We start from the raw sequence: 25,669 nt of genomic DNA on the forward strand, positions 1-25,669 counted from the left end.
ATTAGCAATTTAATGTTCTAAGAAGTTTGTTGAGTTGTTTTTATGAAATCGTTCTTTCATCCACATTTTAAATGCAGATTCTTGAGCATGTATTTTAGAGGTATATCCTTGGTAGTGGATACCAAATCTTGCTATATTCCATCCTGGTGACCATGGATAAACGGTAGCTTCTAGTATTGGGTTATAGTAATTTCCATTTCTACTAAGATACCACCTATTGCGTACGGAAAATATATGCCAAATATATAGTCGTCGTATAAAATATTTGACTACTTGCCACACTTCAAATATGAAAAATAAGATATACTGGAAAGCAGCATTTACAATTTCTTGAACTTTTTCACTCATCTCTCTAATCGCTTTCCAAGTTTCTGTATTAAACTTCTTACATAACTTTATTACACAGTCCATTCTTAGTGTATTACTAAAACCTGAGATCACTAAGTTATTTTTCAAGTTTTTGGGAGGAATATTAGTAGAAAACGTTAAGGAGAGCTTTTTTTGTTACAAAATAGTCTCAATTACAAATTGCTTAATAATTTGGTAGTAAATTGATCCTTTATAAGGGAAAAAAACTTTGGTTGTTTTTGTTCCTCGTATTCCTTTAAGAAATCATACATACCGATTGGCAGAAAATTTTTATGTGCTAGGTTGCTAAATTTCTCCCAATGGAAAGTTAAATGTTGTTCCTTTGATATTACTTCTTTATTTTTAGATAGGCTATGTGAATGTACTTTAAATACAAAAGACTGTTCATGAAATGGTTTGCCATTATTATCCCAAAGATTTTCTACCACTCCTATAAAATCATTAATTATAGGATCAATTGTGCCAATCTCTTCTGCTATTTCCCGTAGTAATGCTTGATAAACCGTTTCCTGATATCTAACATGTCCTCCTGGGAGAAAGAGATGGCTACCACTATTTGCTACTAATACATAATCTCCCTCTCTTATATAAGCTCTAACTATAACATAAATTTTACCTGCACTAAGCATTATACTACAATATTTACTATTTTCGAGGGTATTATGATAATCTTTCCTTTTTGCCAAAGTTCTCCTGTAATATAATTATAAATCAAAGGTTTGCTGGTAAATTTCATTTGCTGGTAAACCTATAGCAGTTATATCAAATTTAAGAGATGGAGTTACTTTGCTTTCTGCATTGTGGATTCTAAAGTTGATGCTATAACCACGGTTAAATACGATGGTTTTTGAATATTGACCACCATTCTTATTGTTTATTGCATTAATACATGTTGGGTGCTTTGTACGTTTGATAGATAAGGTATTATTTAAATTAAACCCTTGTACAATAACCCGTTTTTTTCCTTCTCTAATGATTTTGTAAAAATCAAAACGTCCAACGATAAAAGATATAATTGTCTTGCAAAGTTCAATCTCTTTTATCTCGCTGATGGCACACACTCTACTTATTTCATTGCTCCACGCATCCAATATCGGCCAATAAAAGCTAGATGGTTTATCAATAACATCCCTCCATAATGCAGTTCCATTAGAATCGTTTTTAATTTTAGTTAACTCATCAAAGATTGTTGTGACAATGAGCCAATATTCATCACTACATCCAGAGTCATCAATATTCCATTCTTTAATAAAGTTAGCTGTTCTTGATAACCTTGGGTGTTTTAAGGCTTTGTGATTATTTTTACAAGATATGCCGAATGTTTTGCCATTTATTGTTATCAACACATCTCGTACATCACCCTGCTTACCTACAGTATCACTATTAAATGAAATTAATCCATTGTTACCTGATTCAAAGAAGACCTTTTCTTTCAACATAATATGTTCGATGGCGATAGTAGCTGCATTCAGGAAATCAGATTTGTCCCTATCTGCTATTTCAAAAAATGCTTTCTCATTAATTTCTGAATAAGCATTTTCTTCAATTGACATATTTGTTTGTAGTTTAAGTGCTAAGCCTACCGCCCACTCAAAAGCTCTGCCATTATTTGTTTGCGTAGCCATTTATACCCCCAAGTCCTTTCTAATTGATTTGGCTACCCAGTACGCCAAATTTACTGGTACAGCATTACCAATCATTTTATAGCCGTTTCTGATATTGGTATAAATGAACTCATAATCATCTGGAAACGTCTGAATTCTTGCACATTCTCGGACTGTTAATCTTCGATATTTGTTTTCATGACCAGGAGCGAATTTTCTTAACTCTTGTCCATCAACTTTTATCATTTTAGGAGCTTGTGGATGAAATGGAATATGTCTATCTGTTGCCAAAATAGTAAATGATTGTTCATCCCAACCTCGCACTCGATTTCTCGACATAAAAATTGGGGAATAGCCTGAATCAATTAGCTCATGATTTTTAACTTCTCTAGTTGTTCCAACTTTTAGATTAGCTAGGTCACCTATCACTTGTTTTAAAGTGATTTTGGTTTCCAAAGGTTTAGGAAATTCAAATTTTTTGTTCAAAGATTTGTGATAACCAATTATAAAAACTCGCTCGCGATCTTGGGCTACACCGTAGTCACTTGCTTTTAACAACTTCCAACTAACCTCATAGTCTTCTTTTTTGAACATATCTATGATATTCATAAAGGATTCAATATTTCTTGAATGGATTATTCCATGAACATTTTCTGCAACACAAAACTTTGGCTGTACATGCCTAATAACCCTGATATATTCGTGGAATAATTGACCTCTTAAGTCATCAAGTCCACGCCTAGCACCAGCTTCTGACCATGATTGACATGGCGGTCCACCAATAACACCTGTTGCACCAAGTGGAATATCTTCATTTGGAATATCCAAAATAGAACGCCCATCAAACTTTGATTCAGGAAAGTAGTTTTGATAAGAAGGGGCAATTGTTTTATCATACTCGTTTGCCCAAATTGTCTTGAATCCAGCTTGTTCAAAACCAATATCCATACCACCTGCACCGGCAAATAATGAAATAAGAGTAATGTTTGAGGCAGATTCTTTTTGTTTTGCTGTTTTAACTGTAGCATTTTTATTTACATTGTCTTTCATCCTTATTCACACCACAATATTTACTATTTTCGAGGGTATTATGATAATTCTTTTGGGTTCTTTGCCACTTAGGTATTTTTGCACCTCGGGTAATTGCATTACTGTGTTCTGAATTTCAATATTGCTAGCCACAACAGCAAATTCATGCGTAGCTCTCAGCCTACCATTAACTTGGATGGCCATAGTATAAGATTCTAGTTCTAAGAATGATTCGTTGAAAGAAGACCAAGGGGTTTGATATAATCTTTGCTTTTTACCTAATTTTTGCCAAATTTCCTCTGTAATATGTGGAATAAATGGGTTAAGTAATATAATCAAGATGCTGAAACCCTCTTTAATGCTATCAATATCACCTTCCTTGCCCTTAGATATTTCATCTGACAACGCATTAAATAGTTCCCGCATCCTTGCTATGGCTTTATTTAGCTTAAATTCCCTTATCTCATTGGTAACATGCTTAATAGTGTGATGAGTAAGCTTTGTTAGTTTATTTCTAGGAGTCTCTGTTATTTCACTAGACTTCTTTTGAAACTCTACTTCTGCTGGTGATTTGTACGCGACGTCTGTACTCGAATCCTCACGTACATTAGAGTACGCTGCGGGTCGAGATTCCGCGTCTCCTTCACACCCTTGCGCATAAGCGAGTTTCAAAAGAGGTCTACTATTAATTAGTATCTCAGCCATATTTTCTAACTTACTAATAAAACGGCTGCACCCTTCAAGACCATTTGCCGACCATTCACAATCTTTCTCCGGTGGGCTATCAGAGAGTACAAATAGCCGGATAGCATCTGCACCATGGTTTGCTAATATTGATTCTAAATCCACGACATTCTTTTTGGATTTACTCATTTTTTCTATTCGTCCTTGAAATACTTCTTCCCCTGTATTTTTATGAACCCATTTACTAGATTGTTTTGTTATCTCATTTGGGTACAACCAATTATTATTGGTATCTTTATAGGTAGCATGTAACACCATACCTTGAGTCAGCAAACTAGTAAAGGGTTCACGAATACTAAGATAGCCTTGTTCGTTCATTACTTTAGTGAAAAACCTTGCATAAAGAAGATGCATTACTGCATGTTCAATTCCACCAATATACTGATCAACAGGTAACCAATAATCACAGGCTTGTTTGTCAGTCATATCTTTTGCATCTACATTACAATAGCGGGTGAAATACCAAGAAGACTCAAAAAATGTATCTAACGTGTCAGTTTCACGAATAGCTGGTTTCTGACATTTTGGGCAATTAGTATGTTTCCAAGTAGGGTGTGAATCAAGAGGATTGCCATGCCCATCAAATGTAACATCGTTTGGTAGGATTATCGGCAATTGTTCTTTAGGTACTGGTGTAATTCCACAAGTCAAACAATAGATTATTGGAATAGGACAGCCCCAAAATCTTTGCCTAGACACTCCCCAGTCTTTTAGTCGGTAGTTAATGGTACGTTTGCCTAAACCACGTTTCTCAAGTTCTTTTATAGATTTTTGCTTAGCATCTTGGACAGCAAGACCATTCAGAAAGTCTGAATTGATCATGATACCATCACCTGTATAAGGTTCTAAATATACGTTCACCTGAACATCCTCATTAATTACTACCTGCTTTATTGGTAATGCCATTTGTTTGGCTAATTCATGATCTCTTTCATCATGTGCTGGGCATCCAAAGACCGCTCCAGTACCGTAATCCATTAGTACGAAATTTGTTATTATAACAGGGATAATAATGCTAGGATCAAATGGATGAATGGCCAAAAGGTTAGTACATACCCCTTCTTTTTCAGCTTTATCTACTACAACATTACTGTCTAATTGCGAACATTTCTCAATGAAAGATATTATAGCGTCATTTTTATCTACTAATTGCTCAATTATTGGGTGGTTATAGGCTATCGCAACAAAGCTTGCTCCAAAGATAGTTTCTGGTCTAGTAGAAAACACTTCAATATTGGCATCATGATCCTGTATTTTAAAACTAAAATTTACTCCTTCCGATTTGCCTATCCATTTTTCCTGCATAGATTTAACAGAATCAGGCCAAGAGCCTAGTTTTGCAATTTCATTTAACAATTCTTCAGCATAATTAGTGATTTTTAAAAACCATTGTTTTAGCTGTCGTTTTTCGATTAAAGCACCCGAACGCCATCCACGACCATCTACTACTTGTTCGTTAGCTAAAACAGTGTTATCTACAGGATCCCAATTGACTAAAGATTCTTTTTGATATACTAAACCTCTCTCATAAAGTTCTAAAAAAAATTTCTGTTCATGCTTATAATAATCCGGATCACAAGTTGTTATTTCTCTCGACCAATCATATGAAAAACCAATTAATTTTAGCTGATCTCGCATAGTTGTGATATTTGAGTAAGTCCAGTCCTTAGGGTTAGAGTTATTATTGATGGCAGCATTCTCTGCTGGCAAGCCGAAAGCATCCCAACCCATAGGGTGTAATACGTTATAGCCCTGTGATTTCATAAAACGGGCTATGCAATCTCCGATAGAATAGTTACGTAAATGTCCGACATGAATCTTCCCAGAAGGGTAGGGTAACATTTCAAGTACATAATATTTAGGCTTGTCGCTATCGTTTGTTGCAGCAAAAGCTTTTTCTTCAAGCCAAATTTTTTGCCATTTCTTTTCAATATCTCTCATAATTTGTATTGTAAACTATCCTTATTGTAGCAAGTATATCATTCTTTTCTTTCAGCACTAATATATAATTCTCTAGATTTTCTTAAAATTTTATCTTCTATGCTATTAGCTAGGTCCGAAGTAGTATGATTGTCTAGCCAATTACCATTTTTAAGTGTTTGTTCAAATATTTTTACTTGGATTGCATCCGGGCTAATAACGTTATCTTTAATAAAAATATTTATTTTAAATCGAAAATTTGTTTGTCCTTTTGGACTATACCATTCAGTAATAATGACTCCACCGACTGAATCGGTTGAAGCAAGAGGTGCAAAACTTAAAGTTTCTATAGAAGCTTGCCATAAATATTTATTAACGTTACAGCCTACAGTTTTGGTAGATTCATTTTTGATTCTACTTGGTCTAAACACCAAACCTTCTCCTCCAACTATCGACCCCATTTCATCCATCTTTCTTTCTTGCACAGTTTTGGGATAGTCTCCATTCCTTGCAATTGTGGAATTTGGAAAAAGAAATAAAGCTAACATTATGCCAATAATAGTTTTTTTTAAGTGTGTTTTCATAAATGATTTTATTTTTTTACTATTTCAAGTAGTTTAGCTTTAGTGTACCATAAGAACCACGTGATGTAAAGGATAGCCCCGTTCTTTAATTAATAAAATAAATATAATATAGTTGTAAAAGAATAAAGGATACGATAATTTAAATCTCTATAAGAAAATGTGGAATATCCATCTTCTAATAGAAGTTATTAAACATAAAATGGTAAAAAATGAAAAATTTGTTATTTTTAATCTGTTTGTATTCCACTATTGCTATAGCCAGTGAATCTAAGTTTTACCCTAATAAGCTTAATTGTTGTAAGATCAGTAAGAGTGCAATGAATGATTACGAACCGGAAGAATTCCAATTATCCAATAACTTACTTAGAAAGACAGGACAACAAGCAGTCTATCGTGGTACAAAAATTATAGTAAAGGGTAGATTATTAGACCAAGATTGCGTTCCAGTAGCAGATGCAAAAATATATTTATGGCAGGTTGGAAGTGACGGAAAATATCCATACATACCACTTCGTACTCGTATCAATAAAAAAATGCTAAACCTTGTAAGTAAATCAAGTTTTACCGGATCTGGCATCGCTACTACTAATAATAAAGGGGAATTTTATTTTATTACTATATATCCTAGTGGAGTTTTGCGTGAAACGCCTAATGTAAACATTAGAGTCAACCACCTATATCTTGGACAGCTACAAACAAAGCTATATTTATCTAATTCAAGGGTTAATTTAGAAAATTGCGGAGAAGTTAGTCATGCTTTGTCCACTGCACTAGATGGCATTAAAACGTATGAATTTGACGTAGTAATGTCGGGACGAACTTTCAAAAGATATTAATGTTTTGAGTTTTCACACCCTCCGCAACAATCTTCTGCAACTGGATTTCTTGAAGGTGGGTTTTCTAATGGTTTTTTTAATCCACAAGAAGTTAAGATTAAGCAGCTTAGTAATATTAGAGATAAAAAAATATTGTTTTTCATGATGATCAATAAATTAATTGGAAATATATTTGTTATTTATATGCATATTAAAAAATATAGTAAACGATTTTTTTTGATTGTAACATACTTGTTGATCAGCACTAATAGTTTTGCATTAGATCAGATCAAATCAGGTGTTAAAATGCTTGATTTATCTAGTGTTCCTGATACGGTAGTTTTCTTTGATGATAAAGGAGAAAAATATTCTCTTGATAATTTTGAAGGAAAAACGATATTATTGGTATTTTGGGCGACATGGTGTGCATCTTGTATTAAAGAAATGCCGGATTTGGATGTATTGCAAAAAGATTTTAGAAAGTTGCCATTTGCGATAATTCCTGTATCACAAGACTACCAAGGAATAGAAATTATCCAAAAATATTATAAAGATTATGATATAAGATATTTGCCAATTTACCATGATTTTAAGAATCAACTATTTAAAGCTTTTTCAATAGTTGGTTTACCAACTGCTATTCTAATTAATCCAGATGGAAAAATGTTAGTAAGTTTTGTTGGTACTATTAATTGGTATGATGAAGAAATTCGCAATATTATTTTGTCAAATATTCCTGGAAACCACCCAGAACCTAAAAATAGTTACCGGGAACAAACCCTTAATCAACCGGTTAATAAACAGTTAAAGCCTGAAGAGCAGGAAAACAAAGATGAAAAACCAAAAATACAACAGAATAATGAGGAAAATAATGCTTTTAAAAACGATAATAAGGAGTAACTAATGCACATAGAACATAATAAAAATTCAATTGCTGAGGCAAAATTTGATCAGGTAATTGCTAAACGTCAAATAGGTAAGTTAGAGCAATTACTTTCATTGCTACCTGGAGTAGGTTCTAAGGCATCAAAGCCGGTAATTGCTGTTCTTCGTCTTAGTGGGGTTATAGGTAAAGTAAGCTCAGTAAAATCAGGGCTTAGCATAGAATCGCTACATGAGTTAATTGACAAAGCTTTTGAGATCAAAAATCTTAAAGCTTTGTGTTTAACTATTAATTCTCCAGGTGGTTCACCTGTACAATCTGAACTGATTAGCAAACGTATAAGGTCATTAGCTGGGGAAAAGAAAATACCAATTTATAGTTTTGTAGAAGATGTAGCAGCATCTGGTGGATATTGGCTTGCTTGCATTGGTGACCAAATATATGCATCTAAGAGTTCAATTATTGGTAGTATAGGGGTAGTTTCGGCTGGTTTTGGTTTTCCTGTTGCTATCAATAAGCTTGGAGTAGAAAGGAGGGTTTATGCAGAAGGTAAAAATAAATCTATTCTCGATCCATTTCAACCAGTGCAAGAGGAGGATATTAAAATTATTAAGCATATACAAAAACAGATTCACGGGCATTTTATAGATTATGTTAAAGAGCGTCGTATTGGTAAGTTAACACAAGAAGATGATATTTTATTTAATGGAGCATTTTGGTCCGGGGAAACTGCTATTGATTTTGGTTTAATTGATGGTATAGATGATATGTATAGTTTCATAAAACAGAAATATGGTGATGTAACTATTAAATATATATCTGCTAAACAATCGTGGCTTAAGAAGAGATTGGGTATGGTAAGGCAAGATTTCGTGCAAGAATTCTCTGATACGTTGATTGAATCGGTAGAGAATAAGATTACTTATGATAGGTTTAATATACGGTAACTTTTAAAATTAACCTGAATTTCACCGAGTTAGGGATAAGAATTAGTTAATTCTTATCCCTAATTGGCTTTAATATTAGTAAATACACCTTATCTACACGTCATTGCGAGCGAACATACGTGAGCGTGGCAATCCATGAAGCTTGTCATATAGCTAAACTGGAAAGGTTTCAGCCAAAAAACGTCATTGCGAGTAAGCTTTGGTTCAATAAAGCTTGCGTTTTCTACTTTTAAAGAAGAAATATCAATTATAGCCAGCACATCCTTAGGCAAATGAGTTTTAAGAAAATCATAAGCTACTCTAGGATTTTCCATTGCTACTTTAACAATTTCATCATGCTTCGGCTTCTTTGATTTTTTGGACTTCTTTGTGACCATTATGATAATTTATTATTAGTTTTTTTGTTTGCTATGCTTGAGTACCAAACAAATTAGGTTGTATATGTTTACTATCAGTAGGTATAATTGCCTATTACTTATTCAATATATGATTTACTAGCAATTGACAAGCTTATTTTTATTTGTTAGCATTAAAGACTACCATAATATTATTTAAAAAACAAATCCATTACAACTGAACTAAAATAGCAAATATGCAATCTCAAGATACTAACGATTTACGTAAAATAGCCGATATTATTAATACTAAGCTAAGTGAAAATGATATAGCAGCTTTTCATATTGATGTACTTTGCTGACTATAAAAATAATATTCTCTAATTTCGTACATGTATTATAGCATTTTTTTAAAGTACTAATTATAATAAAACTAGACAATAAACTAGGTAATTCCTTTTATGCAAAATTCAATTACAGCTTTTGATGCTAAAACTCATTTTTCTAAAATATTAGATCGAGCTAGCAAGGGTGAAGAAATATTGGTTACAAGAAGAGGAAAAGCTGTTGCAAAGATTGTCCCAGTTAATACTATACAAGATATTGAAATTGCAGAAATGGCAGCTGTAAGACTTAGAAAACTTGCTAAAGAAATTAATTTACAACCATCTGACTTAGAAGAATGGAAAAAATATAGAGATGTAGGAAAAAAGTAACTATGACATCTTTTGTTTTAGATTCTTCAACTACCCTTTCGTGGTTTATGCCTAACGAGACAGCCTCTTTAGATTTATTAAAAAAAACTGTGAAAGAAGGTGCAATTGTTCCTACTATTTGGTTACTTGAAATAGGTAATGTTTTATTAGACTTCTTTCGAAACTCGCTTATACTGAGGGATTTGAAGGAGACGCGGAACCTCGACCCGCAGCGTACTCTAATGTACGTGAGGATTCGAGTACCGCATCGACGTACAAATCACCAGCAGAAGTAGAGTTTCGAAAGAAGTCTAATGCAAACTTTTAGAGATTCACTTTATATTGCTAAAGACAAAAATATTAGTAATATAGAGAGAATATCAGACAACTTGGCTATTACTTATCAAGCTGCCTGATTATTACTTATTGTCAGATTAAGTCGTAACTAGTACACATGAGGTTCTATGGAGGTTGTTATTTAATTTTGTAGATTTAGTTGACTTTCTATTATTGAATACACCATACTAAATCTCAATTGGTCCAGTAGTTAAACCATTAACAAATTGTTGCAAGTAAGGATTATCACTATTTTTTATCTCATCTTTTTTACCAAACCATAAAATCTTCCCTTTATAAATCATAGCAACCTCTTTAGCTATCATATAAGCACTATTCATATCATGAGTTATGGTGATGGTAGTAGCCTTTAGCTCTTCTTGAACTTTAATTATTAATTCATTGATAACATTAGCCATTATAGGGTCAAGACCGGTAGTTGGTTCATCAAGGAAAAGAATCAACGGATCGCCACAAATAGCCCTAGCTAAAGATACTCGCTTTTGCATACCTCCGGAAAGCTCAGATGGATAAAGACCCAGTATTTTTGTAGACAAACCTACAGAATTGAGTTTAGATGCAGCTAACTCCTCTTTATTTTTTGGAGATAATTTATACAGTTTTTCAGTAAAGAATGTAATATTATCTTGAACAGTTAAAGAATCAAAAAGAGCTCCTCCCTGAAATAGAAACCCCATGGTTTCCATCATTTTAAATCTATCTTTACTTGAAATATTTACAGTTTCCACTTCATCAATAACTATACTACCTTCATCAGCCTGCATTAAACCAACTATAGTCTTTATTAACACTGATTTACCAGTTCCTGATCCCCCAAGAATTACTATTGAACTATTTCGCTTTATATCTAAGTCTATACCATCAAGTACCTTATGATCGCCAAAAGATTTATATAATGAGCGTATTTTTATTTTTGATTCATCCATAATCTATTCTCGAGTCTTATACTTTAAAAAACAACTCTGTTATCAAGTAATTACTGATTAGAATAAGAACTGAAGAATTTACTACCGCGGAAGTTGTACTCGTCCCAACTCCTTTTGCTCCTGTACCTGAATAATAACCACTATAACAACTTACTATTGAGATAATAAAACCAAACACTGCTGCTTTTACCAAACCAGAAATGACATCTATTGGTTCTAAAAACTTAAAGCTATTCGTTATATAATTAAAGCTATTAAAATCAAGCTTATAAACACTTACCAAATAACCACCCATTACTCCTAATATATCACCTATTAATACTAAACATGGTAATGTAATAACTGCGGCTAGTACTCTTGGAAAAACTAAATATTTTATAGGATCAGTTGACAAAGTATAAAGTGCATCTATTTGTTCAGTCACTCTCATAGTAGCTATTTCAGCAGCAATTGATGCACCAACCCTACCAGCAACCATAAGACCAGCAAGAACTGGTCCAAGCTCTCTAGTTATTGAAAGAACTACCACCGTAGCTATTGAACTTTCAGCTGAGAAACGAGAAAAACCTGTATAACTTTGTAATGCCAGCACAGCACCGGAAAAAAAGGTAGTCATAGCTACAACTGGTAGGGAATAAAAACCTATAGACAATAACTGCTTTAATACTAAGTTGTAGTATAAAGGTCTCTTAAAAATACTAGTGACTCCCGCAATAGTAAATAGAGAAAAAGCCCCTATAGTCCTTGCAAAACCAATAGTATGTTTACCTAATAAATTAACGGTATCAAGAATCATTTTTGTATACTCTCTTATATCTGCTGCCTAGTAGAGTGAGAATTTCATAACCAATGGTATTTATTATATTCGCTATTTTATCTAAAGTACAATAATTCCCTATAATTTCAGCTTGTTGTCCTAGAAAAATTTTGTTTGGTGGTAGTTCAGTAACATCAACAGTAATTGAATCCATTGACACCCTGCCAACTACAGGAGCTGAATACGAATCAATAACTACTACCCCACAATTGCTAAAAGCCCGGGGATAGCCATCAGCATAACCAAGAGGCAAGGTAGCAATTAGCCTATTACTATTTGTTTTAAAGGTCATATTGTAACCAATGTAACTTTCCGGTGGTAATTCTTGCAATTGTATTATTGGAGCAGTCAGTCTTATTGGATTATGCATTGGATTTTTAAATGTATTACCCAAAGGATTAATACCATACAATGCAGCACCAGGGCGTATTAAGTCAAAATGATATTCTTTCCCTAGAAATATACTACTAGAGTTAGCTAGACTAGCTTTGACTTTTGGGAAATATTTTAAATAATGCTTAAACTTTTTTAATTGTTGTAAATTATAAGGATCATCAACTACTTCAGATGCAGATAAATGACTTATAATATACTGCAATTCAAGGCCAACTAATAGATCAGGTTTGTCTATTATATGTTGCATTTCTGTGTCGAGCATTCCTAAGCGATTCATACCAGTATCAACATGGATTGTACAAGGTAATACTTCTTTTTTAAGAGAGGCAAACTCTTGCCAAATTTCAATTTGTTTTAAACTATTAAGTACGGGAATTAAATTACTATTTCTAAATTCCTCAACATCATTGCTAAATACACCATTAAACACAAAAATATTAGGTTTTTTATTAGATTTTTGCCCCAATACTTTACGCAATGATATTCCTTCATCAACTGAGGTTACAAAAAAACTTTGACAATTCTCCATCTGTAAGGCTGGTGCGATAGCATCAGCACCAAGTCCATAGCTGTTAGCCTTTACCACAGAAGCAATCTCTGAAGTTTTACAAATTTTAGAAATAATACGATAATTAGCACGAATTTTTTCTAAGTCTATTTCAAGTGTACATTTATCAGTATGCATAAAGTTTTAAATTCTCATAATTTTACAGATTTTTGTAATGCTGCTATAATAATTGGAGCAACTGATATTACATGGAACTTAGATGGTAAATCAGTAGTTTCTATTGTATCAGTTATATATACGTTCATTATATCAGAATTCTGAATATTTTCTTTAGACATGCTAGAAAGCACTGGGTGAGTTATAAAAGCATTGACAGATAAAGCTCCTACTTCCATTAATAGCTTAGCTCCCTTACACAGGGTTTCGCCACTATCAACAATATCATCAATTAATATACAATGCTTGCCGGAAACGTTACCTATTATTTCTGATATTTGGCATTTATCATTAGACCTCTTGACATCTCTACTTTTATTAATAACAGCTATATTCATGTTAAAAAGCCTATTCACATCACGTACACGTACAAAACCACCAACATCTGGAGATACAATAATAGAATTATTATAAGTTTCAATAATCGGAGCAAATAAACTTATTGGATCAAGATTTTGTACTGGAATTTTAAAAAAACCCTCTAATTGCTGTGAATGCAAATCGACAGTTATTACATGATTAACACCAGCAACTTCCAGCATACTCGCTACAAGACGGCTCGATACTGGAGTAAAACTACAAGATCTACGATCTTGGCGGCTATAACCAAAATACGGTATAACCGCAGTTACTTGTGAAGCTCCTGCTCTTTTTACCGTATCAACTAATAATAAAAGTTCCATCAAGTGGTTATTGGCTGGTCTAGAAGTAGATTGTACTATAACAACATCACACTTATGCATATCTTCAAGGATTTCCACCCTTGTTTCAGTATCATCAAAAGTTGTAATATAAGTTTCGACATATTTACAATTTAGTTCCTCAGCTAAATATCTAGCTAATTTTTTATGACTAAGACCTGCAAGAATTTTCATGCTAATTATAATAATTGGTTTAAGAATTGGTTTAAGTTTCTGTAGTATACAATAATTATAATTTGCACTAAGTGTTTTATGAAAAATATTTTTATTATTTTTATTCAAGTTGTCGTCTATTAACGAGTAGTAGCATTGCTGCGACAAAGTAAAGCTCCCACAACTGTCGAAAGCTCAAATCGTCATTGCGAGCGAACGTATGTGAGCGTGGCAATCCATGAAGCTTGTCATATGGATTGCTTCGTCGACCTACGGTCTCCTCGCAATGACGTATAGAGAAGCTGTATTTACTAACTTTCAATAGTTGTGGAGGTCGTAGGTCGACAAAGCAATCTATTGACAAGCTTCATGGATTGCCACGCTCACATACGTTCGCTCGCAATGACATATTAAGTATACGCCTTTTAAAAAATCACGACCTCTTTCCCAATTCATCTATTAACTTATCAAAACCACTATTACTGAGAATATTCATGAACTCTGACTGTTGAGAATTGATAAGACTAACACCTTCTGTAATAACATCTGAGACTTTTAAATTAGTTTTATCGCTTGTACCCTTTACTTGACGTACTAAGTAATTTACTTTAGCAGTTCCTATTAACATTTCTACCATAAACTCTCCTTCATCAAGAACACGCACTTGTTGAACTTTAGGTTCTTGACCATGGTAATTCTTTACTAAATCAGCATAGGCCTTGCTTACATAATTACTGTAAACTTCTGTGAATTGTTTAATTTGTTCAGGAGTTAGAGTTCTTCTGTAAACACCAAGGGTGAATTTAGCCATCCAATTCAGATCTAAGTTAGCTAAAATTAGCTTTTTAGTTTTAGCTATTTTGGCATCTTGATCTAAACTCTCATCATTACATACATCTAGCCCATCTCTTATTAGTTGATTAACATAATTATCAACCACCATTTTGTCATCAGTAGCAGAATAGGCTGACAAAGACAGACAACTTAAAATTAAGCAAACAATAATTTTTTTCATAAGTAACTACTCTTAATTAGGTTTAGGGCATTTAAATTGATTAGGATAGACAATTACCGATTCACGATTTTGATGTGTAGCTGATCTTACAGCTATGTAAGGGTCAGTAGAACTACATCCTATATAGTCAGTAAACGGTAATAATCCTAATCTAGTATTTATAACTTGTACACCAGAAACTATGATTTCAAAATCTCTATGTACCGCGTACATTATAGGATTTAAGTAACTATTTGTAAATATAGCATCTGTACTATCTCTTGCATTAGTACCACCAAGAAATGGTATGACTAAATATGGTCCTGGACCAACTCCATAGTGGGCGAAAGTACTACCCAAAGTTTGTTTGGTAACTCTCAATCCAATTTTATCTGCTACATCAAATAACCCACCTATACCAAACGTGGCATTGATTAAAAATCTCCATAGACTTTTCATAGTTTGGTCATAATTCATCTGTAGACCATAATTGACAACAGTCAAAGGCACACTAATGTTATCTAGAAAACTGCTCACTCTAGCCCTAGTATAATTATTACTAATTCGTTTATAGCCTATAGTAATAGGTCGTAAGAACAGATAGTCTAAAACAGAATTAAAGGCAAAAATTTTACGATTTAGTTTCTCATAAGGGTCATAGACTTGAGTACATCCCTTACCTTCATTATAAACATACCTAAAATCTTCATCATCTTGAGTATTTTGAGTACTCGCTATTGCAGTTATACTAGAAAAATTAACTAACAACAGTAATATAAATTGCTTCATGGCTTCATTAATGGTTTTTCTTACAAATCACCATATAGTATTTATCATTTTTTTCTAGAGATAATTCTTCACTATTTAATATGGTAAACTTAGTTTGACCTAAAGCTTTCTTAATATCTGCTATAGTAAAAACAAATCCTTTTCTCTTTAATGAAAGGTTTGTGACGTTATCTATTGGTAAACAAAATGCAAAATACCCTAATGTATTGACTATAGAATAAATAGAATTAAAGTAATCTAATAGGTTTTTAGTAAAAGAAAGAGAGTTAAAACTCAGTACTACATCATATTTATTAGAGTCGTGTTTAATAAAATCCGATATTGAAATTTCTAATAACTGATCATAAATATTACCATATATAATGACAAGCTTATTCATAATTTCTGAATTTTCAATACCGGTAAAAGTAAAGCCATCAGGAAAACGCTTTTTTACTTCATAACCCACTAAGCCTATATTACTACCTAACTCCAAAATATGGTAATTATCAGGTAAGTCTGTTATATTATTCATAGTTGTGCTTACAAAACTGTAAGGTAGGTACAGTTTATTATTACTGCGAAATTTATTGCCATAATATTCAGCGGTAAGATTTTTATATTGATGCCAAATTTGCGGTGGAATCTCTGACAAATTATTATAATTTTGTAGAAAAGATGCTAACTTTATTTGATCAGCTTCAAAAGCTCTTTGTAGATGATACAAAGCTTTTTCATAATTATTTTTTAAGAAATATGTCCAACCAAGCCAATAATTAGCTTGATGGTCGTTAGGAGAAAGAATTTTATCAACCAATTTAAGCCTTAGTATAGCGTCATTTAAGTTATTTTTATACAAATGTTCTATACCAAGATTAAAATTAGTTTCTTTTAAGTGTGTTACCCTATATTTTACATCGACAAAATAATTGATAGATGTAAAGATTTTCTCCCTATACCAAGATGGGAAATTCTTAATATAATTATAGTATAATTTTATTTTGTCTTTTATTGAGTCGTAACTGTTACGAATAATTTTGCTGCCGAACATAAATTGCTATAAATTTGATTTTTTAAACATATATTCATCATATACTACTCGTAAATGAAGAATTGATAGACGATAGAATCAAAATCATGATAGTAGCAGGAGTCAAAGGGTCGAGGTGCTAGGCGTACATTTAGTACGTGAGTACCGAAGAACCCTGAAGACGACAACGCAATTCTTGATTTTCTATCTGAGTATATGATAACATATATATCAAATGACACTAATACTTAATAGTAATAAATTATATAAAATAAATCATATTGTACTAAATTCTGCTTTCAAGAATTGTTTTTTTTTAACAATATGGTATAATACACCCCTATTTTGGATAAGAATTAACAAATTCTTATCCCGAATTAGCTGTGATATAAAGAAAAATGTACTCTTGAAGCGGTTCTGCGAGTACATTTTAACTTTTTTACCGTTCAATAGATGATTTTAATAATTAAAATCATCTATTGAACGCAAATGATATTTTAACAATCAGGTGGGCAGCCGCTTCAAACCTGATTGTTTCTATATATACAGCCGAATTTGGGATAACCTGTTATCCCGAATTCGCGTAAATTCGCGTAATACGAAAATAATTATAAGGTTCTACAGAATCATGTCACTTATTGCTAAACGCTTAGATATAATAAAACCATCTCCAACTTTAGCTTTAGTTAAAAAAACATTTGAACTAAAAAAGCTGGGTAGAGATATAATCTCTCTTGGGGCTGGTGAACCTGACTTTGACACACCCAATAATATCAAAGAGGCTGCAATTAAAGCACTGCGAGATGGTTTCACAAAATATACTAATGTTGATGGCATTTTAGAGCTGAAACAAGCAGTACAGACTAAATTCAAGTATGAAAATAATTTAGATTATGAGTTAGATGAGATAATAGTATCAAGTGGCGGTAAACAAGTAATCTATAATTTATTTATGGCTTCCCTTAACCAAGGGGACGAAGTAATTATTCCCAGTCCTTACTGGGTCTCATATCCAGATATGGTAATGTTAGCTGAAGGGATTCCAGTATTTGTTAACTGTGGCATTGATAGCAATTTTAAGCTTACAGCTGAAGCTCTAGAGCAAGTAATTACCCAAAAAACTAAATGGTTAATTATTAACTCACCGAGTAATCCAACAGGAGCTGCATACTCTTACCAAGAGCTAGCAGATATTGCCGAATTACTACGCAAATATCCCAATGTAAATATTATGTCAGATGATATTTACGAGCATATTATTTTTGATGATTTTAAATTTTATACTTTTGCCCAAGTAGCACCGGATTTAAAAGATCGAATATTTACTGTTAATGGTGTATCAAAAGCTTATTCTATGACAGGATGGCGTATAGGATATGGGGCTGGTTCTAAATCATTAATTAAGGCAATGACTATTATTCAGTCACAAAGTACTTCTAACCCCTGCTCTATAAGCCAAATGGCAGCTATTGAAGCTTTAACTGGCACTCAAGATTTTATTAAACCTAATGCAAAAAACTTTCAAGAAAAACGTGATCTAACCTTATCAATTCTAAGTGATACTAAGGGTATTAGTTGCGATAAACCAGCAGGGGCATTTTACCTGTTTCCTAAATGTAATGAATTATTTGGTTTGAAAACTCCCACTAGTAAAATTATCAAAAATAGTAACGATTTTGGAGAATATCTGCTTGAAGAATGTAACGTTGCGGTTATTCCTGGTATTGCATTTGGTCTAGAAGGTTATTTTAGAATTTCATACGCAACTTCGATAAAAAGCTTGGAGCAAGCATGCTCGCGTATAAAGAATGCTTGTAATCAATTAACGTGATAAAAAAAATCCTTAAAAAAAACAATTTTGTACTTAGTGTAGTTACTAAGATGCTGTATACTTATTTGAGAGTGGTTTATTTTACCTGTCGTTGGCAATTTGTTTTTTCAGATAATCACAATAAACAAGAATTTTTGGCACAAAAAGGGGTAATTTTTGCTTTTTGGCATAACAGATTGGCTTTAGGTCCAGGAATATTTGCTGGTCATAAAGATATTTATGCTCTTATTTCCCCTCATCGAGACGGCAGAATAATTAGTGATATAGTAGGTAAATTTGGCTTTGGGGTAATAAATGGTTCTAGTAATAAGAATCCTGTATCAGCTTTAAAAATAATTATCCAAAAGTTACATAATGGTAGTAATATAGTGATTACACCAGATGGTCCACGTGGACCTATTTATAAAATAAATAGTAATATTAACAAAGTTGCTCAAAAATATAATATAAAATTGATACCAGTTTCTTGTAGTGCTTCTAGATATTTTTTACTCAAAAGTTGGGATAAACTGATTATGCCTCTACCTTTTGGTAAAATAACAGCTTTTATAGGCTTACCACTAGCTTTTGTAGGAAATGAAAACCAAGACAATATTAATTTAGCACAAGCATTAACGGGGTTGAAGTAAATCTATCTATGATCTATTTATACCATGCCTTAAGTTTTCTACTTCTTCCAGTGTATTTCTTTTTATTAGTATTAAGAGTTATTATTGGCAAAGAAGATGTAAAACGTATTAAGGAACGTTTTGCTATTTCCCATGCACATGCTAAAAGAAATGAAACTTTAGTTTGGATACATGCAGCCAGTGTAGGGGAATCTCTTATAGCTTTTACCTTAGTTGAAAATATCAATAATCTTTGGTTAAAAAGAACTATGCCAAAAACCTCCTTAAAGTTTTTGGTTACTTCGGGAACTAGATCTTCTGGAAAAATATTACAACAAAAACTACCGCAAAATGCCATTCATCAATTCATTCCTATAGACAATATTATTTTTGTTAAAAAGTTTTTTAGAAATTGGCAACCAAACCTAGGAATTCTTGTTGAATCAGAGTTATGGCCATGTCTCATTAGCGAAGGGGCAAAACATTGTGAACTATTATTATTGAATGCACGTATTTCTGATAAATCATTTGAATCATGGAAAAAAATAAGTTCATTTTTTAGATTAGTTACCGCTAACTTTAGTGAGATTATTGTGCAAAGTAATCGTGATTTCCAAAAATTTACGCAACTTGGTGTGACAAATATAGTTAATTTAGGTAACATTAAATTTGCCAACAAAAAATTACCTGTACATGAACAAGAGTTAACAATTTTAACACAACATATGAGTGGTAAAAGAGTTATTGTATTTGCTAGCACCCACTTAGACGATGAGGTAGTAGTACTTAACATTATAAAACCAATAAAACAACGATACCCAGATTGCTATTTTATTCTAATTCCACGCCATCCTGAGCGTAAGAATGATATAGGAAAAGCGTGTACTCAATTAAATTTAACTTATAGTATCAAGTCCAAACAAAATATACCTATTCTAACTGATGATCTTTACATTGTTGATAAATTTGGCGAACTTGGATTGTTTTTTAGCATAGCCTATATCTCATTCATTGGCGGTTCATTTAAACAAGGAGGACATAACGTACTTGAACCAGCATATTTTGCTAATTATATTATATTTGGGTCAGATATGAGTAATTCTACTAATATTGCTAATGAAATGCTTACTAATAAAGCTGCTACTCAAATTCGTGATGAAAACGATTTACTGAATAAAATTGAGTATCTTCTATCTGAGACTGGTACTCAGGAAGCTAAAGTCTATCAGGCTAATGCTTTGGAATTTGTCAATAAAAACCAACAAATTTTAGGTAATTATTTAAATGTTATAGAAAAATACTTAGTGGGAAATTAATGTTATGTTATACTCAGAACATGTGGTATTAGTTGATGAACAAGATAATATCCTTGGAATAGAGGATAAGTTAAAAGCTCATAATTCTAATACTCCATTGCATAGGGGATTTTCTGTATTTCTTTTCAATAGTAAAAAAGAATTTTTGATACAAAAAAGAAGTTTACTCAAAAAAACTTGGGGTGGATTCTGGTCAAATAGTTTTTGTGGACATCCACAAATTAACGAAACTTATGAACAAGCAATTTATAGGCATGCAAAGTTTGAATTAGGTTTAGTAAACCTACAGAAAGTAGATATTATTGCTAATTATCGATATAAATTTGCTATAAATAATATTGTAGAAAATGAAATATGCCCGATATATTTGGCTTTATCAGATGATATCATAAAAATAAATGAACAAGAAATAGCAGAAGTAAAATTACTTAAATGGGTAGACTTTAAGTTATATATGGAAAAATACCCAACAAAATTTTCCCCTTGGTGCATCGAAGAGTTCGAGATATTAGAAAATAATGAAATATTCAAAAAATTTATGGATTCAGCTCTGTAACTATAGTATAAAGCTGAACTAATGATATAAAGTATTTCTAGGGGTCATAGCTCAGTTGGTAGAGCGTTTGAATGGCATTCAAAAGGTCGGGGGTTCGATTCCCCCTGTCTCCACCAGATACCTCCAACCTTTCCAAGGTTTTTATAATTTCTTAAAAGTATTTTTATTTTGGTTTTATTTTGGTTTCCCACCAAAAGTCTCCAAATTTGACATACAAAATAGTCTATTTTTAACCGTTTTTCACGGGGAGGAAATATGACAGAATCGTTAATTTTTTCCGACAACTTAATTGAAAATCCTGATATTATTTTCTATAATATAGTCGGTAATTTTGTCCCACCTGAGTGGCGGAATCTTACCAATAATTGTGGTAAGCAATTAAGTAAAACCTCTCGTCAACTTTTGTCATTGGTTTTACGAATGTTGGTTGGATATATGAGAGTTTCGTCTGAAAATGAAATATAGAATACAGATTTGCAATATAATGCTTTGATAAAAGCTTGAGTTGATCAATGTAATATATATAAAGATCAAGCTAACTTACACAAAAAAAATTATTGACTCGATGTTAGTTATATGTGGACCTACCGCTAGTGGCAAGTCTTATTTGGCACATTATTTAGCTAAAATATATAATGCTGAGATAGTTAACTGTGATTCTATGCAGATATATAGGCAGATTCCCATTATTACTGCCTCGCCATCACAAATATACCGTAATGAGATTCCTTATCATCTTTATAATTTTTTATCTATAGAACAAGAATTTTCGGTAATACAATATATAAATTATGCTCTTGAAAAAATTACAAACATTCGTAGTAGAGGCAAGTTACCAATAATTGTTGGCGGTACGGGGTTATATATTAATTCATTACTTTTTGGTTATAATGAAATACCATCAATATCTCCTAAAATTAGGCAATATGTTAGAGAGCTACACTCTAAGATTGGTTCAACCCAGTTTTTTTATAAACTAAAAGAGCTAGATAACCTAGCTGTTCAGAAGTTAAATGAACACGACACTCAAAGGGTTATAAGAGCCTATGAAGTATTTATGGAAACCGGGCAATCTATATTTGCTTTCCAAAGCTTACAAAATAAATCTATTCTTCCAGCATTTGATTTTAAGGTAATTTTTCTACATCCAAAGAGGGAATTTCTTTATCAAACATGTAATACTAGGTTAGAAAAATTATTTAATGAAGGAGCAATTGAAGAAGTAGCTCAAATTAAAAAAGATTTTCCTGATATATATTCTTCTGCAATAAAAACCATTGGTCTACGGGAAATATTATGCTATTTAAATAATGAAATTACTTTGCAAAATGCCATAAATCTAGCACAAATTAAGACTAGGCAATATGCAAAAAGGCAAATTACTTGGTTCAAAAACCAAATAAAGGACAAGGTAACTCTAGAATATTCTAATAATCAGCAATTTGAAGAGTTGATTATTGATTTGGAGATATTATAAATTAACTAGACCTATAATTAACCTAAGTTCGATGTAAGCACCAAACAAAATGCAGTGCATTATGTAATAACATAAACAAACTGTTGTTGGTGAGCTATCAACCTCATTGTATAGTATTTACGACTATACTGTGTTAAAGTTGCAGTTAGCCGAGTTGGTTAAAGAGCTATTAATTGTATCATATATGTTGTAAATATATTCCATCAATTTTAATGTGATAAATTGTACAGCAAGTTTGCAAATCAGAATGCCTTCGTTAAGTGAGGAGTTTGACGATGTCATTTACACTCCTGATAAATAATACTGCTAATCACTAGTTACGTTGGGATAAGGTTATAATTTAGAGGTCTATCGGCGTTATACATGTCAAAAATCACCATAAGGGATTATACGAACTTTGAGATTGTAAAGATGCCCTACTGATACTAGGTTAGTGAAATTTAGGTTCAGAATTAGCAAACAAACTTTCCTATTTTTTTTAATGATTTTTATTATTAATATTCAAACTTAAGTTGAGTTATTTTTGCTTATTCTTTATAATTGTTCGTAATAATATGTTTTATACGTACCGTTAAGGCATAATTTATTTTTCAACAGTTTCATTATATGAAAAAATTTCTAACATTATTCATATTACTAATTATTTATAGTAATACTTTTGCTCAAGAACAAGTATCTAATTTAATCACTCCAGTTAGTTATTTTGTCAATCATGAGCAACAACTTAAAATCCTTGATGAGCATTTAAATAAATATAGACAAGCAAGTATAGTTGGTACTAGTGGTATAGGTAAAACTCAGTTAATTAGGATGTATAGTTATGAGAATAAAAATAATTATGATCTAATTTGGTTTTTTGATTGTAACCTAGACCTTAATGAACAATTTGTTAAATTAGCCCAACAACTCAATATGGTTAAACAAGCTAATATATCTGAAGCAATAACTCTATCCAAAAAAGAAGTAATGTCATATTTAACTACTACTACTAAATGGTTATTGGTGTTTGATAATTTAAAAGTTAATGAAAATAAAAAAGTACAAGATTTAATTGATTGGGAACATAATGGTCATGTAGTGTTTTGCTCGCAAGATAATGAAAAGTTACATAACATTATAGCCATGCCGCTACTCGATCACCCTACTATTGTAGCTTTAGCTAATAACTTATTGAACAATAAGGATAATAATAGTATCGAATTTTTAGTGCAATCTTTTAGTGGTTATCCAATACTTATCGTGCAAGGGGCGCAATTACTTAACAAAATTAAAGGTTTAGATAAAGAGGAATATAAAAAGAAAATCTATCAATCGACTAATAAAATAGCAACAAATATTAGTATGGCTATTCAACAGCTAAACCCTAATGCAGTAAAGTTACTTAATAAAATAGCTTTATTAAATAACCAAAGCTTTTCAAAACAGCTTCTTACCATCATTACTGATAATAAAGATACTTTAGAGGATGATATATATCAATTATCTAAATTTGTGCTAATCAGTAATATTAATGCTAGCGAGGATAACCCTATTTTTGAAATGCATGATATAATCAGCAATAAAATAATAGAACTAAATGGCAATAATAATAAAATATATTTAGAAAATATGATTAGCAAATTACCTAAACCAAAAGGAATTTATTCAGCATATTTGTGGAGAAGTGCCAAAACTATACCAGAAAATTTAGAGATTCTTCTAAAAAACTCTGAAAAATATAATATTAATTTATACGCAATACTTACCTTAAGGTCTGAGTTATTCTCTCTATATCTAAACATTTATAACGACAAAGCCAAACAAATGTTTGATTGGTTTAATCAAAAAGATAAAAATAAGGAATTTAAATTGTGGCAAATGTCTGAATCTCAAAAATTTTATTATGCTAGGTACTTAGGAGCAATAGGAGTGTATCATGAAATGATATTAAGGAATTTTGACACAGCGAGTTCTTATCTGAATAAATCATTAAATATTGTAGATAAGTTTGATGATGATGAAGCCAATTATTCTCTTAAATTTAGTATTATGTCAAATATATCTGAATCTCAGATATTTTTAGGTAATATAACACTTGCTGAAGAATTGCTTAAAAAGATAGAAGAACTAGCAAAACAAGGAGTAATACAAGAAATTGATATATCTATAATGTATCAATTAAAAAGTGCATTATGTGAGATACAAGGCAAATATAAGGAAAGTTTAGAGTATGTAGATAAAGCTACTGAAATATTTATAAAAAATGGATTTGATATTAATGCCCTAGCCCTTAGTGAACACCGATTATATAGAGCAAGTATATTAAATTTTCTTGGTAGATATCAAGAAGCTTATACTCAAGTTCAACAGATATATGACATATATAAACCCCTTAAACATAAGCCTAATAAAATATTTGCAGATATTTATACAGAAATGGCAAGAAGTGAATTAGGTTTAGGTAAAATAGATAAAGCTTCTGAATACATTAATAAAACTATTTCCATATTTTTAGCAGATGAAAACAACGATTTTGAAAGCGCAAATTATTCTAAAAATGTTGATTTAGCAGATAGTTATAGAGTACAAGGTGATGTTTTGTTTGCTCAAGATAACTTTAAGCAAGCTATAGAATCCTATAAAAAAGCGTTTGTTATATATCATTATTCATATGGAGATAGAAGTAAAAATGTTGCCCGAATAAGTGATCTGTATAATCATGGAGCAAGAGCCTCTTGTAAAAGCAAAGATTTATATAATTACAAATTCTTTGGCAAGCCACAAATTAAGGAGTTTGGCATACACCACCCTAATACAGTTGATATGTTTGAATATTGCAAACAATATAACATGGATTTGTGGGTCAAGAACAATTAAACATTAAGGTTCTATGATTTCTACTCGGCAGCTGTTGGTAAAATCATTGATGGCATTATGTGTTTATAATATATAAGAGACCTTGTTTAAGAGATTAATTTTTGCATTCAATACTCCAACTTTACATTAGCTCGGTTTAATTAATGTAGGAGATTTATTCTTTAGGCTTCTTTGTTCCTGCTGATATCCTATCATTTATTATAGTATTTATAAATATTGAAGATTTGGTTGAAC

25 protein-coding genes and 1 tRNA gene are annotated in these 25,669 nt (G+C 31.9%); 12 read left to right on the forward strand and 14 right to left on the reverse strand.

Annotation, left to right across the window (positions count from 1 at the left end; all coding sequences use genetic code 11):
* Positions 1-9: 9 nt before the first annotated feature.
* From ACFEL1_RS08010 to ACFEL1_RS08035, 6 genes are all read right to left on the reverse strand, one after another.
* The gene (locus ACFEL1_RS08010) at positions 10-411 is read right to left on the reverse strand and encodes a hypothetical protein (protein ID WP_375331007.1); all 402 of its coding nucleotides are present in this window, start codon (positions 409-411) and stop codon (positions 10-12) included.
* A 110-nt stretch (positions 412-521) separates the two neighbouring features.
* A complete protein-coding gene (locus ACFEL1_RS08015) occupies positions 522-1,055 on the reverse strand; it encodes an NUDIX domain-containing protein (protein ID WP_375331008.1) in 534 nt (177 codons plus the stop codon).
* Positions 1,056-1,073: 18 nt separating this feature from the next.
* Positions 1,074-1,994, reverse strand: coding sequence for a HaeIII family restriction endonuclease (locus ACFEL1_RS08020; protein WP_375331009.1), 921 nt, complete (start codon positions 1,992-1,994; stop codon positions 1,074-1,076).
* The gene (locus ACFEL1_RS08025; RefSeq protein ID WP_375331010.1) at positions 1,995-3,023 is read right to left on the reverse strand and encodes a DNA cytosine methyltransferase; all 1,029 of its coding nucleotides are present in this window, start codon (positions 3,021-3,023) and stop codon (positions 1,995-1,997) included.
* A 6-nt stretch (positions 3,024-3,029) separates the two neighbouring features.
* Positions 3,030-5,687, reverse strand: a complete 2,658-nt coding sequence (gene leuS, locus ACFEL1_RS08030; protein ID WP_375331011.1) for a leucine--tRNA ligase — start codon at positions 5,685-5,687, stop codon at positions 3,030-3,032.
* Positions 5,688-5,725: 38 nt separating this feature from the next.
* Positions 5,726-6,250, reverse strand: a complete 525-nt coding sequence (locus ACFEL1_RS08035) for a DUF3576 domain-containing protein (RefSeq protein WP_375331012.1) — start codon at positions 6,248-6,250, stop codon at positions 5,726-5,728.
* Between the two features lie 209 nt (positions 6,251-6,459).
* Between ACFEL1_RS08035 and ACFEL1_RS08040 the strand changes: the two genes are divergently transcribed.
* From ACFEL1_RS08040 to ACFEL1_RS08050, 3 genes are all read left to right on the forward strand, one after another.
* Positions 6,460-7,086: a dioxygenase gene (locus ACFEL1_RS08040; protein ID WP_375331013.1), complete on the forward strand. Its 627-nt coding sequence runs from the start codon at positions 6,460-6,462 to the stop codon at positions 7,084-7,086.
* Positions 7,087-7,269: 183 nt separating this feature from the next.
* Entirely contained in the window at positions 7,270-7,965 is a 696-nt protein-coding gene (locus ACFEL1_RS08045; protein ID WP_375331014.1) for a TlpA family protein disulfide reductase, read from the forward strand.
* A gap of 3 nt (positions 7,966-7,968) precedes the next feature.
* On the forward strand, positions 7,969-8,895 hold the full coding sequence (locus ACFEL1_RS08050; protein WP_341761233.1) for a S49 family peptidase: 927 nt from the start codon (positions 7,969-7,971) through the stop codon (positions 8,893-8,895).
* An 89-nt stretch (positions 8,896-8,984) separates the two neighbouring features.
* Here ACFEL1_RS08050 and ACFEL1_RS08055 read toward each other — a convergent pair whose 3' ends face one another.
* Positions 8,985-9,272, reverse strand: a complete 288-nt coding sequence (locus ACFEL1_RS08055; RefSeq protein ID WP_375331015.1) for an Rpn family recombination-promoting nuclease/putative transposase — start codon at positions 9,270-9,272, stop codon at positions 8,985-8,987.
* 419 nt (positions 9,273-9,691) lie between these two features.
* Here ACFEL1_RS08055 and ACFEL1_RS08060 point away from each other — a divergent pair, with 419 nt between their 5' ends.
* Positions 9,692-9,946: a type II toxin-antitoxin system Phd/YefM family antitoxin gene (locus ACFEL1_RS08060; protein ID WP_342278672.1), complete on the forward strand. Its 255-nt coding sequence runs from the start codon at positions 9,692-9,694 to the stop codon at positions 9,944-9,946.
* 503 nt (positions 9,947-10,449) lie between these two features.
* Here ACFEL1_RS08060 and ACFEL1_RS08070 read toward each other — a convergent pair.
* The 7 genes from ACFEL1_RS08070 to ACFEL1_RS08100 all read right to left on the reverse strand — a co-directional run bounded on the left by ACFEL1_RS08070 (position 10,450) and on the right by ACFEL1_RS08100 (position 16,812).
* Positions 10,450-11,208, reverse strand: coding sequence for an ABC transporter ATP-binding protein (locus tag ACFEL1_RS08070; RefSeq protein ID WP_375331016.1), 759 nt, complete (start codon positions 11,206-11,208; stop codon positions 10,450-10,452).
* 16 nt (positions 11,209-11,224) lie between these two features.
* Positions 11,225-12,004 (reverse strand): MlaE family ABC transporter permease, encoded by a 780-nt coding sequence (locus tag ACFEL1_RS08075; protein WP_341753861.1) that lies wholly within the window; start codon positions 12,002-12,004, stop codon positions 11,225-11,227.
* Entirely contained in the window at positions 11,994-13,106 is a 1,113-nt protein-coding gene (locus ACFEL1_RS08080; RefSeq protein WP_375331017.1) for an alanine racemase, read from the reverse strand. Before ACFEL1_RS08080 ends, ACFEL1_RS08075 begins: the two co-directional genes overlap by 11 nt.
* 14 nt (positions 13,107-13,120) lie before the next feature.
* On the reverse strand, positions 13,121-14,128 hold the full coding sequence (locus ACFEL1_RS08085; protein ID WP_375331018.1) for a ribose-phosphate diphosphokinase: 1,008 nt from the start codon (positions 14,126-14,128) through the stop codon (positions 13,121-13,123).
* 304 nt (positions 14,129-14,432) lie between these two features.
* Positions 14,433-15,014 carry a phospholipid-binding protein MlaC gene (locus tag ACFEL1_RS08090; protein WP_342278667.1) on the reverse strand — a complete coding sequence of 194 codons (582 nt, stop codon included), beginning with the start codon at positions 15,012-15,014 and terminating at the stop codon, positions 14,433-14,435.
* Between the two features lie 12 nt (positions 15,015-15,026).
* Positions 15,027-15,782, reverse strand: a complete 756-nt coding sequence (locus ACFEL1_RS08095; protein WP_342278666.1) for a VacJ family lipoprotein — start codon at positions 15,780-15,782, stop codon at positions 15,027-15,029.
* 7 nt (positions 15,783-15,789) lie between these two features.
* Complete coding sequence (locus tag ACFEL1_RS08100) at positions 15,790-16,812, reverse strand: SAM-dependent methyltransferase (protein WP_342278665.1); 1,023 nt, start codon at positions 16,810-16,812, stop codon at positions 15,790-15,792.
* 607 nt (positions 16,813-17,419) lie between these two features.
* Between ACFEL1_RS08100 and ACFEL1_RS08105 the strand changes: the two genes are divergently transcribed.
* The 8 genes from ACFEL1_RS08105 to ACFEL1_RS08140 all read left to right on the forward strand — a co-directional run bounded on the left by ACFEL1_RS08105 (position 17,420) and on the right by ACFEL1_RS08140 (position 25,435).
* The gene (locus ACFEL1_RS08105) at positions 17,420-18,622 is read left to right on the forward strand and encodes a pyridoxal phosphate-dependent aminotransferase (protein WP_375331019.1); all 1,203 of its coding nucleotides are present in this window, start codon (positions 17,420-17,422) and stop codon (positions 18,620-18,622) included.
* Between the two features lie 50 nt (positions 18,623-18,672).
* On the forward strand, positions 18,673-19,251 hold the full coding sequence (locus tag ACFEL1_RS08110) for a lysophospholipid acyltransferase family protein (protein WP_341763401.1): 579 nt from the start codon (positions 18,673-18,675) through the stop codon (positions 19,249-19,251).
* 8 nt (positions 19,252-19,259) lie between these two features.
* On the forward strand, positions 19,260-20,546 hold the full coding sequence (gene waaA, locus ACFEL1_RS08115; protein WP_375331020.1) for a lipid IV(A) 3-deoxy-D-manno-octulosonic acid transferase: 1,287 nt from the start codon (positions 19,260-19,262) through the stop codon (positions 20,544-20,546).
* Between the two features lie 4 nt (positions 20,547-20,550).
* Entirely contained in the window at positions 20,551-21,102 is a 552-nt protein-coding gene (idi, locus tag ACFEL1_RS08120; RefSeq protein WP_341761220.1) for an isopentenyl-diphosphate Delta-isomerase, read from the forward strand.
* 40 nt (positions 21,103-21,142) lie between these two features.
* Positions 21,143-21,218 (forward strand) — tRNA-Ala (locus ACFEL1_RS08125).
* 139 nt (positions 21,219-21,357) lie between these two features.
* Positions 21,358-21,567, forward strand: a complete 210-nt coding sequence (locus ACFEL1_RS08130) for a hypothetical protein (RefSeq protein ID WP_375331021.1) — start codon at positions 21,358-21,360, stop codon at positions 21,565-21,567.
* Between the two features lie 100 nt (positions 21,568-21,667).
* Positions 21,668-22,579 carry a tRNA (adenosine(37)-N6)-dimethylallyltransferase MiaA gene (gene miaA / locus ACFEL1_RS08135; RefSeq protein ID WP_341761218.1) on the forward strand — a complete coding sequence of 304 codons (912 nt, stop codon included), beginning with the start codon at positions 21,668-21,670 and terminating at the stop codon, positions 22,577-22,579.
* A 606-nt stretch (positions 22,580-23,185) separates the two neighbouring features.
* Entirely contained in the window at positions 23,186-25,435 is a 2,250-nt protein-coding gene (locus tag ACFEL1_RS08140) for a tetratricopeptide repeat protein (RefSeq protein WP_375331022.1), read from the forward strand.
* The last annotated feature ends 234 nt before the right edge of the window (positions 25,436-25,669 follow it).

The organism is Candidatus Tisiphia endosymbiont of Oplodontha viridula (assembly GCF_964264865.1).
Classification (GTDB): Bacteria; Pseudomonadota; Alphaproteobacteria; order Rickettsiales; family Rickettsiaceae; genus Tisiphia.

Coding starts and splice junctions, on each gene's coding strand:
- ACFEL1_RS08105 (WP_375331019.1), top strand. CDS start 17,420: ATGTCACTTATTGCTAAACGCTTAGATATAATAAAACCATCTCCAACT.
- ACFEL1_RS08090 (WP_342278667.1), bottom strand. CDS start 15,014: ATGAAAAAAATTATTGTTTGCTTAATTTTAAGTTGTCTGTCTTTGTCA.
- ACFEL1_RS08040 (WP_375331013.1), top strand. CDS start 6,460: ATGAAAAATTTGTTATTTTTAATCTGTTTGTATTCCACTATTGCTATA.
- ACFEL1_RS08130 (WP_375331021.1), top strand. CDS start 21,358: ATGACAGAATCGTTAATTTTTTCCGACAACTTAATTGAAAATCCTGAT.
- ACFEL1_RS08080 (WP_375331017.1), bottom strand. CDS start 13,106: ATGCATACTGATAAATGTACACTTGAAATAGACTTAGAAAAAATTCGT.
- ACFEL1_RS08050 (WP_341761233.1), top strand. CDS start 7,969: ATGCACATAGAACATAATAAAAATTCAATTGCTGAGGCAAAATTTGAT.
- ACFEL1_RS08110 (WP_341763401.1), top strand. CDS start 18,673: ATGCTGTATACTTATTTGAGAGTGGTTTATTTTACCTGTCGTTGGCAA.
- ACFEL1_RS08070 (WP_375331016.1), bottom strand. CDS start 11,208: ATGGATGAATCAAAAATAAAAATACGCTCATTATATAAATCTTTTGGC.
- ACFEL1_RS08020 (WP_375331009.1), bottom strand. CDS start 1,994: ATGGCTACGCAAACAAATAATGGCAGAGCTTTTGAGTGGGCGGTAGGC.
- ACFEL1_RS08010 (WP_375331007.1), bottom strand. CDS start 411: ATGGACTGTGTAATAAAGTTATGTAAGAAGTTTAATACAGAAACTTGG.
- ACFEL1_RS08035 (WP_375331012.1), bottom strand. CDS start 6,250: ATGAAAACACACTTAAAAAAAACTATTATTGGCATAATGTTAGCTTTA.
- ACFEL1_RS08055 (WP_375331015.1), bottom strand. CDS start 9,272: ATGGTCACAAAGAAGTCCAAAAAATCAAAGAAGCCGAAGCATGATGAA.
- ACFEL1_RS08095 (WP_342278666.1), bottom strand. CDS start 15,782: ATGAAGCAATTTATATTACTGTTGTTAGTTAATTTTTCTAGTATAACT.
- miaA (WP_341761218.1), top strand. CDS start 21,668: ATGTTAGTTATATGTGGACCTACCGCTAGTGGCAAGTCTTATTTGGCA.
- waaA (WP_375331020.1), top strand. CDS start 19,260: ATGATCTATTTATACCATGCCTTAAGTTTTCTACTTCTTCCAGTGTAT.
- ACFEL1_RS08060 (WP_342278672.1), top strand. CDS start 9,692: ATGCAAAATTCAATTACAGCTTTTGATGCTAAAACTCATTTTTCTAAA.
- ACFEL1_RS08140 (WP_375331022.1), top strand. CDS start 23,186: ATGAAAAAATTTCTAACATTATTCATATTACTAATTATTTATAGTAAT.
- ACFEL1_RS08075 (WP_341753861.1), bottom strand. CDS start 12,004: ATGATTCTTGATACCGTTAATTTATTAGGTAAACATACTATTGGTTTT.
- idi (WP_341761220.1), top strand. CDS start 20,551: ATGTTATACTCAGAACATGTGGTATTAGTTGATGAACAAGATAATATC.
- ACFEL1_RS08045 (WP_375331014.1), top strand. CDS start 7,270: ATGCATATTAAAAAATATAGTAAACGATTTTTTTTGATTGTAACATAC.
- ACFEL1_RS08025 (WP_375331010.1), bottom strand. CDS start 3,023: ATGAAAGACAATGTAAATAAAAATGCTACAGTTAAAACAGCAAAACAA.
- leuS (WP_375331011.1), bottom strand. CDS start 5,687: ATGAGAGATATTGAAAAGAAATGGCAAAAAATTTGGCTTGAAGAAAAA.
- ACFEL1_RS08100 (WP_342278665.1), bottom strand. CDS start 16,812: ATGTTCGGCAGCAAAATTATTCGTAACAGTTACGACTCAATAAAAGAC.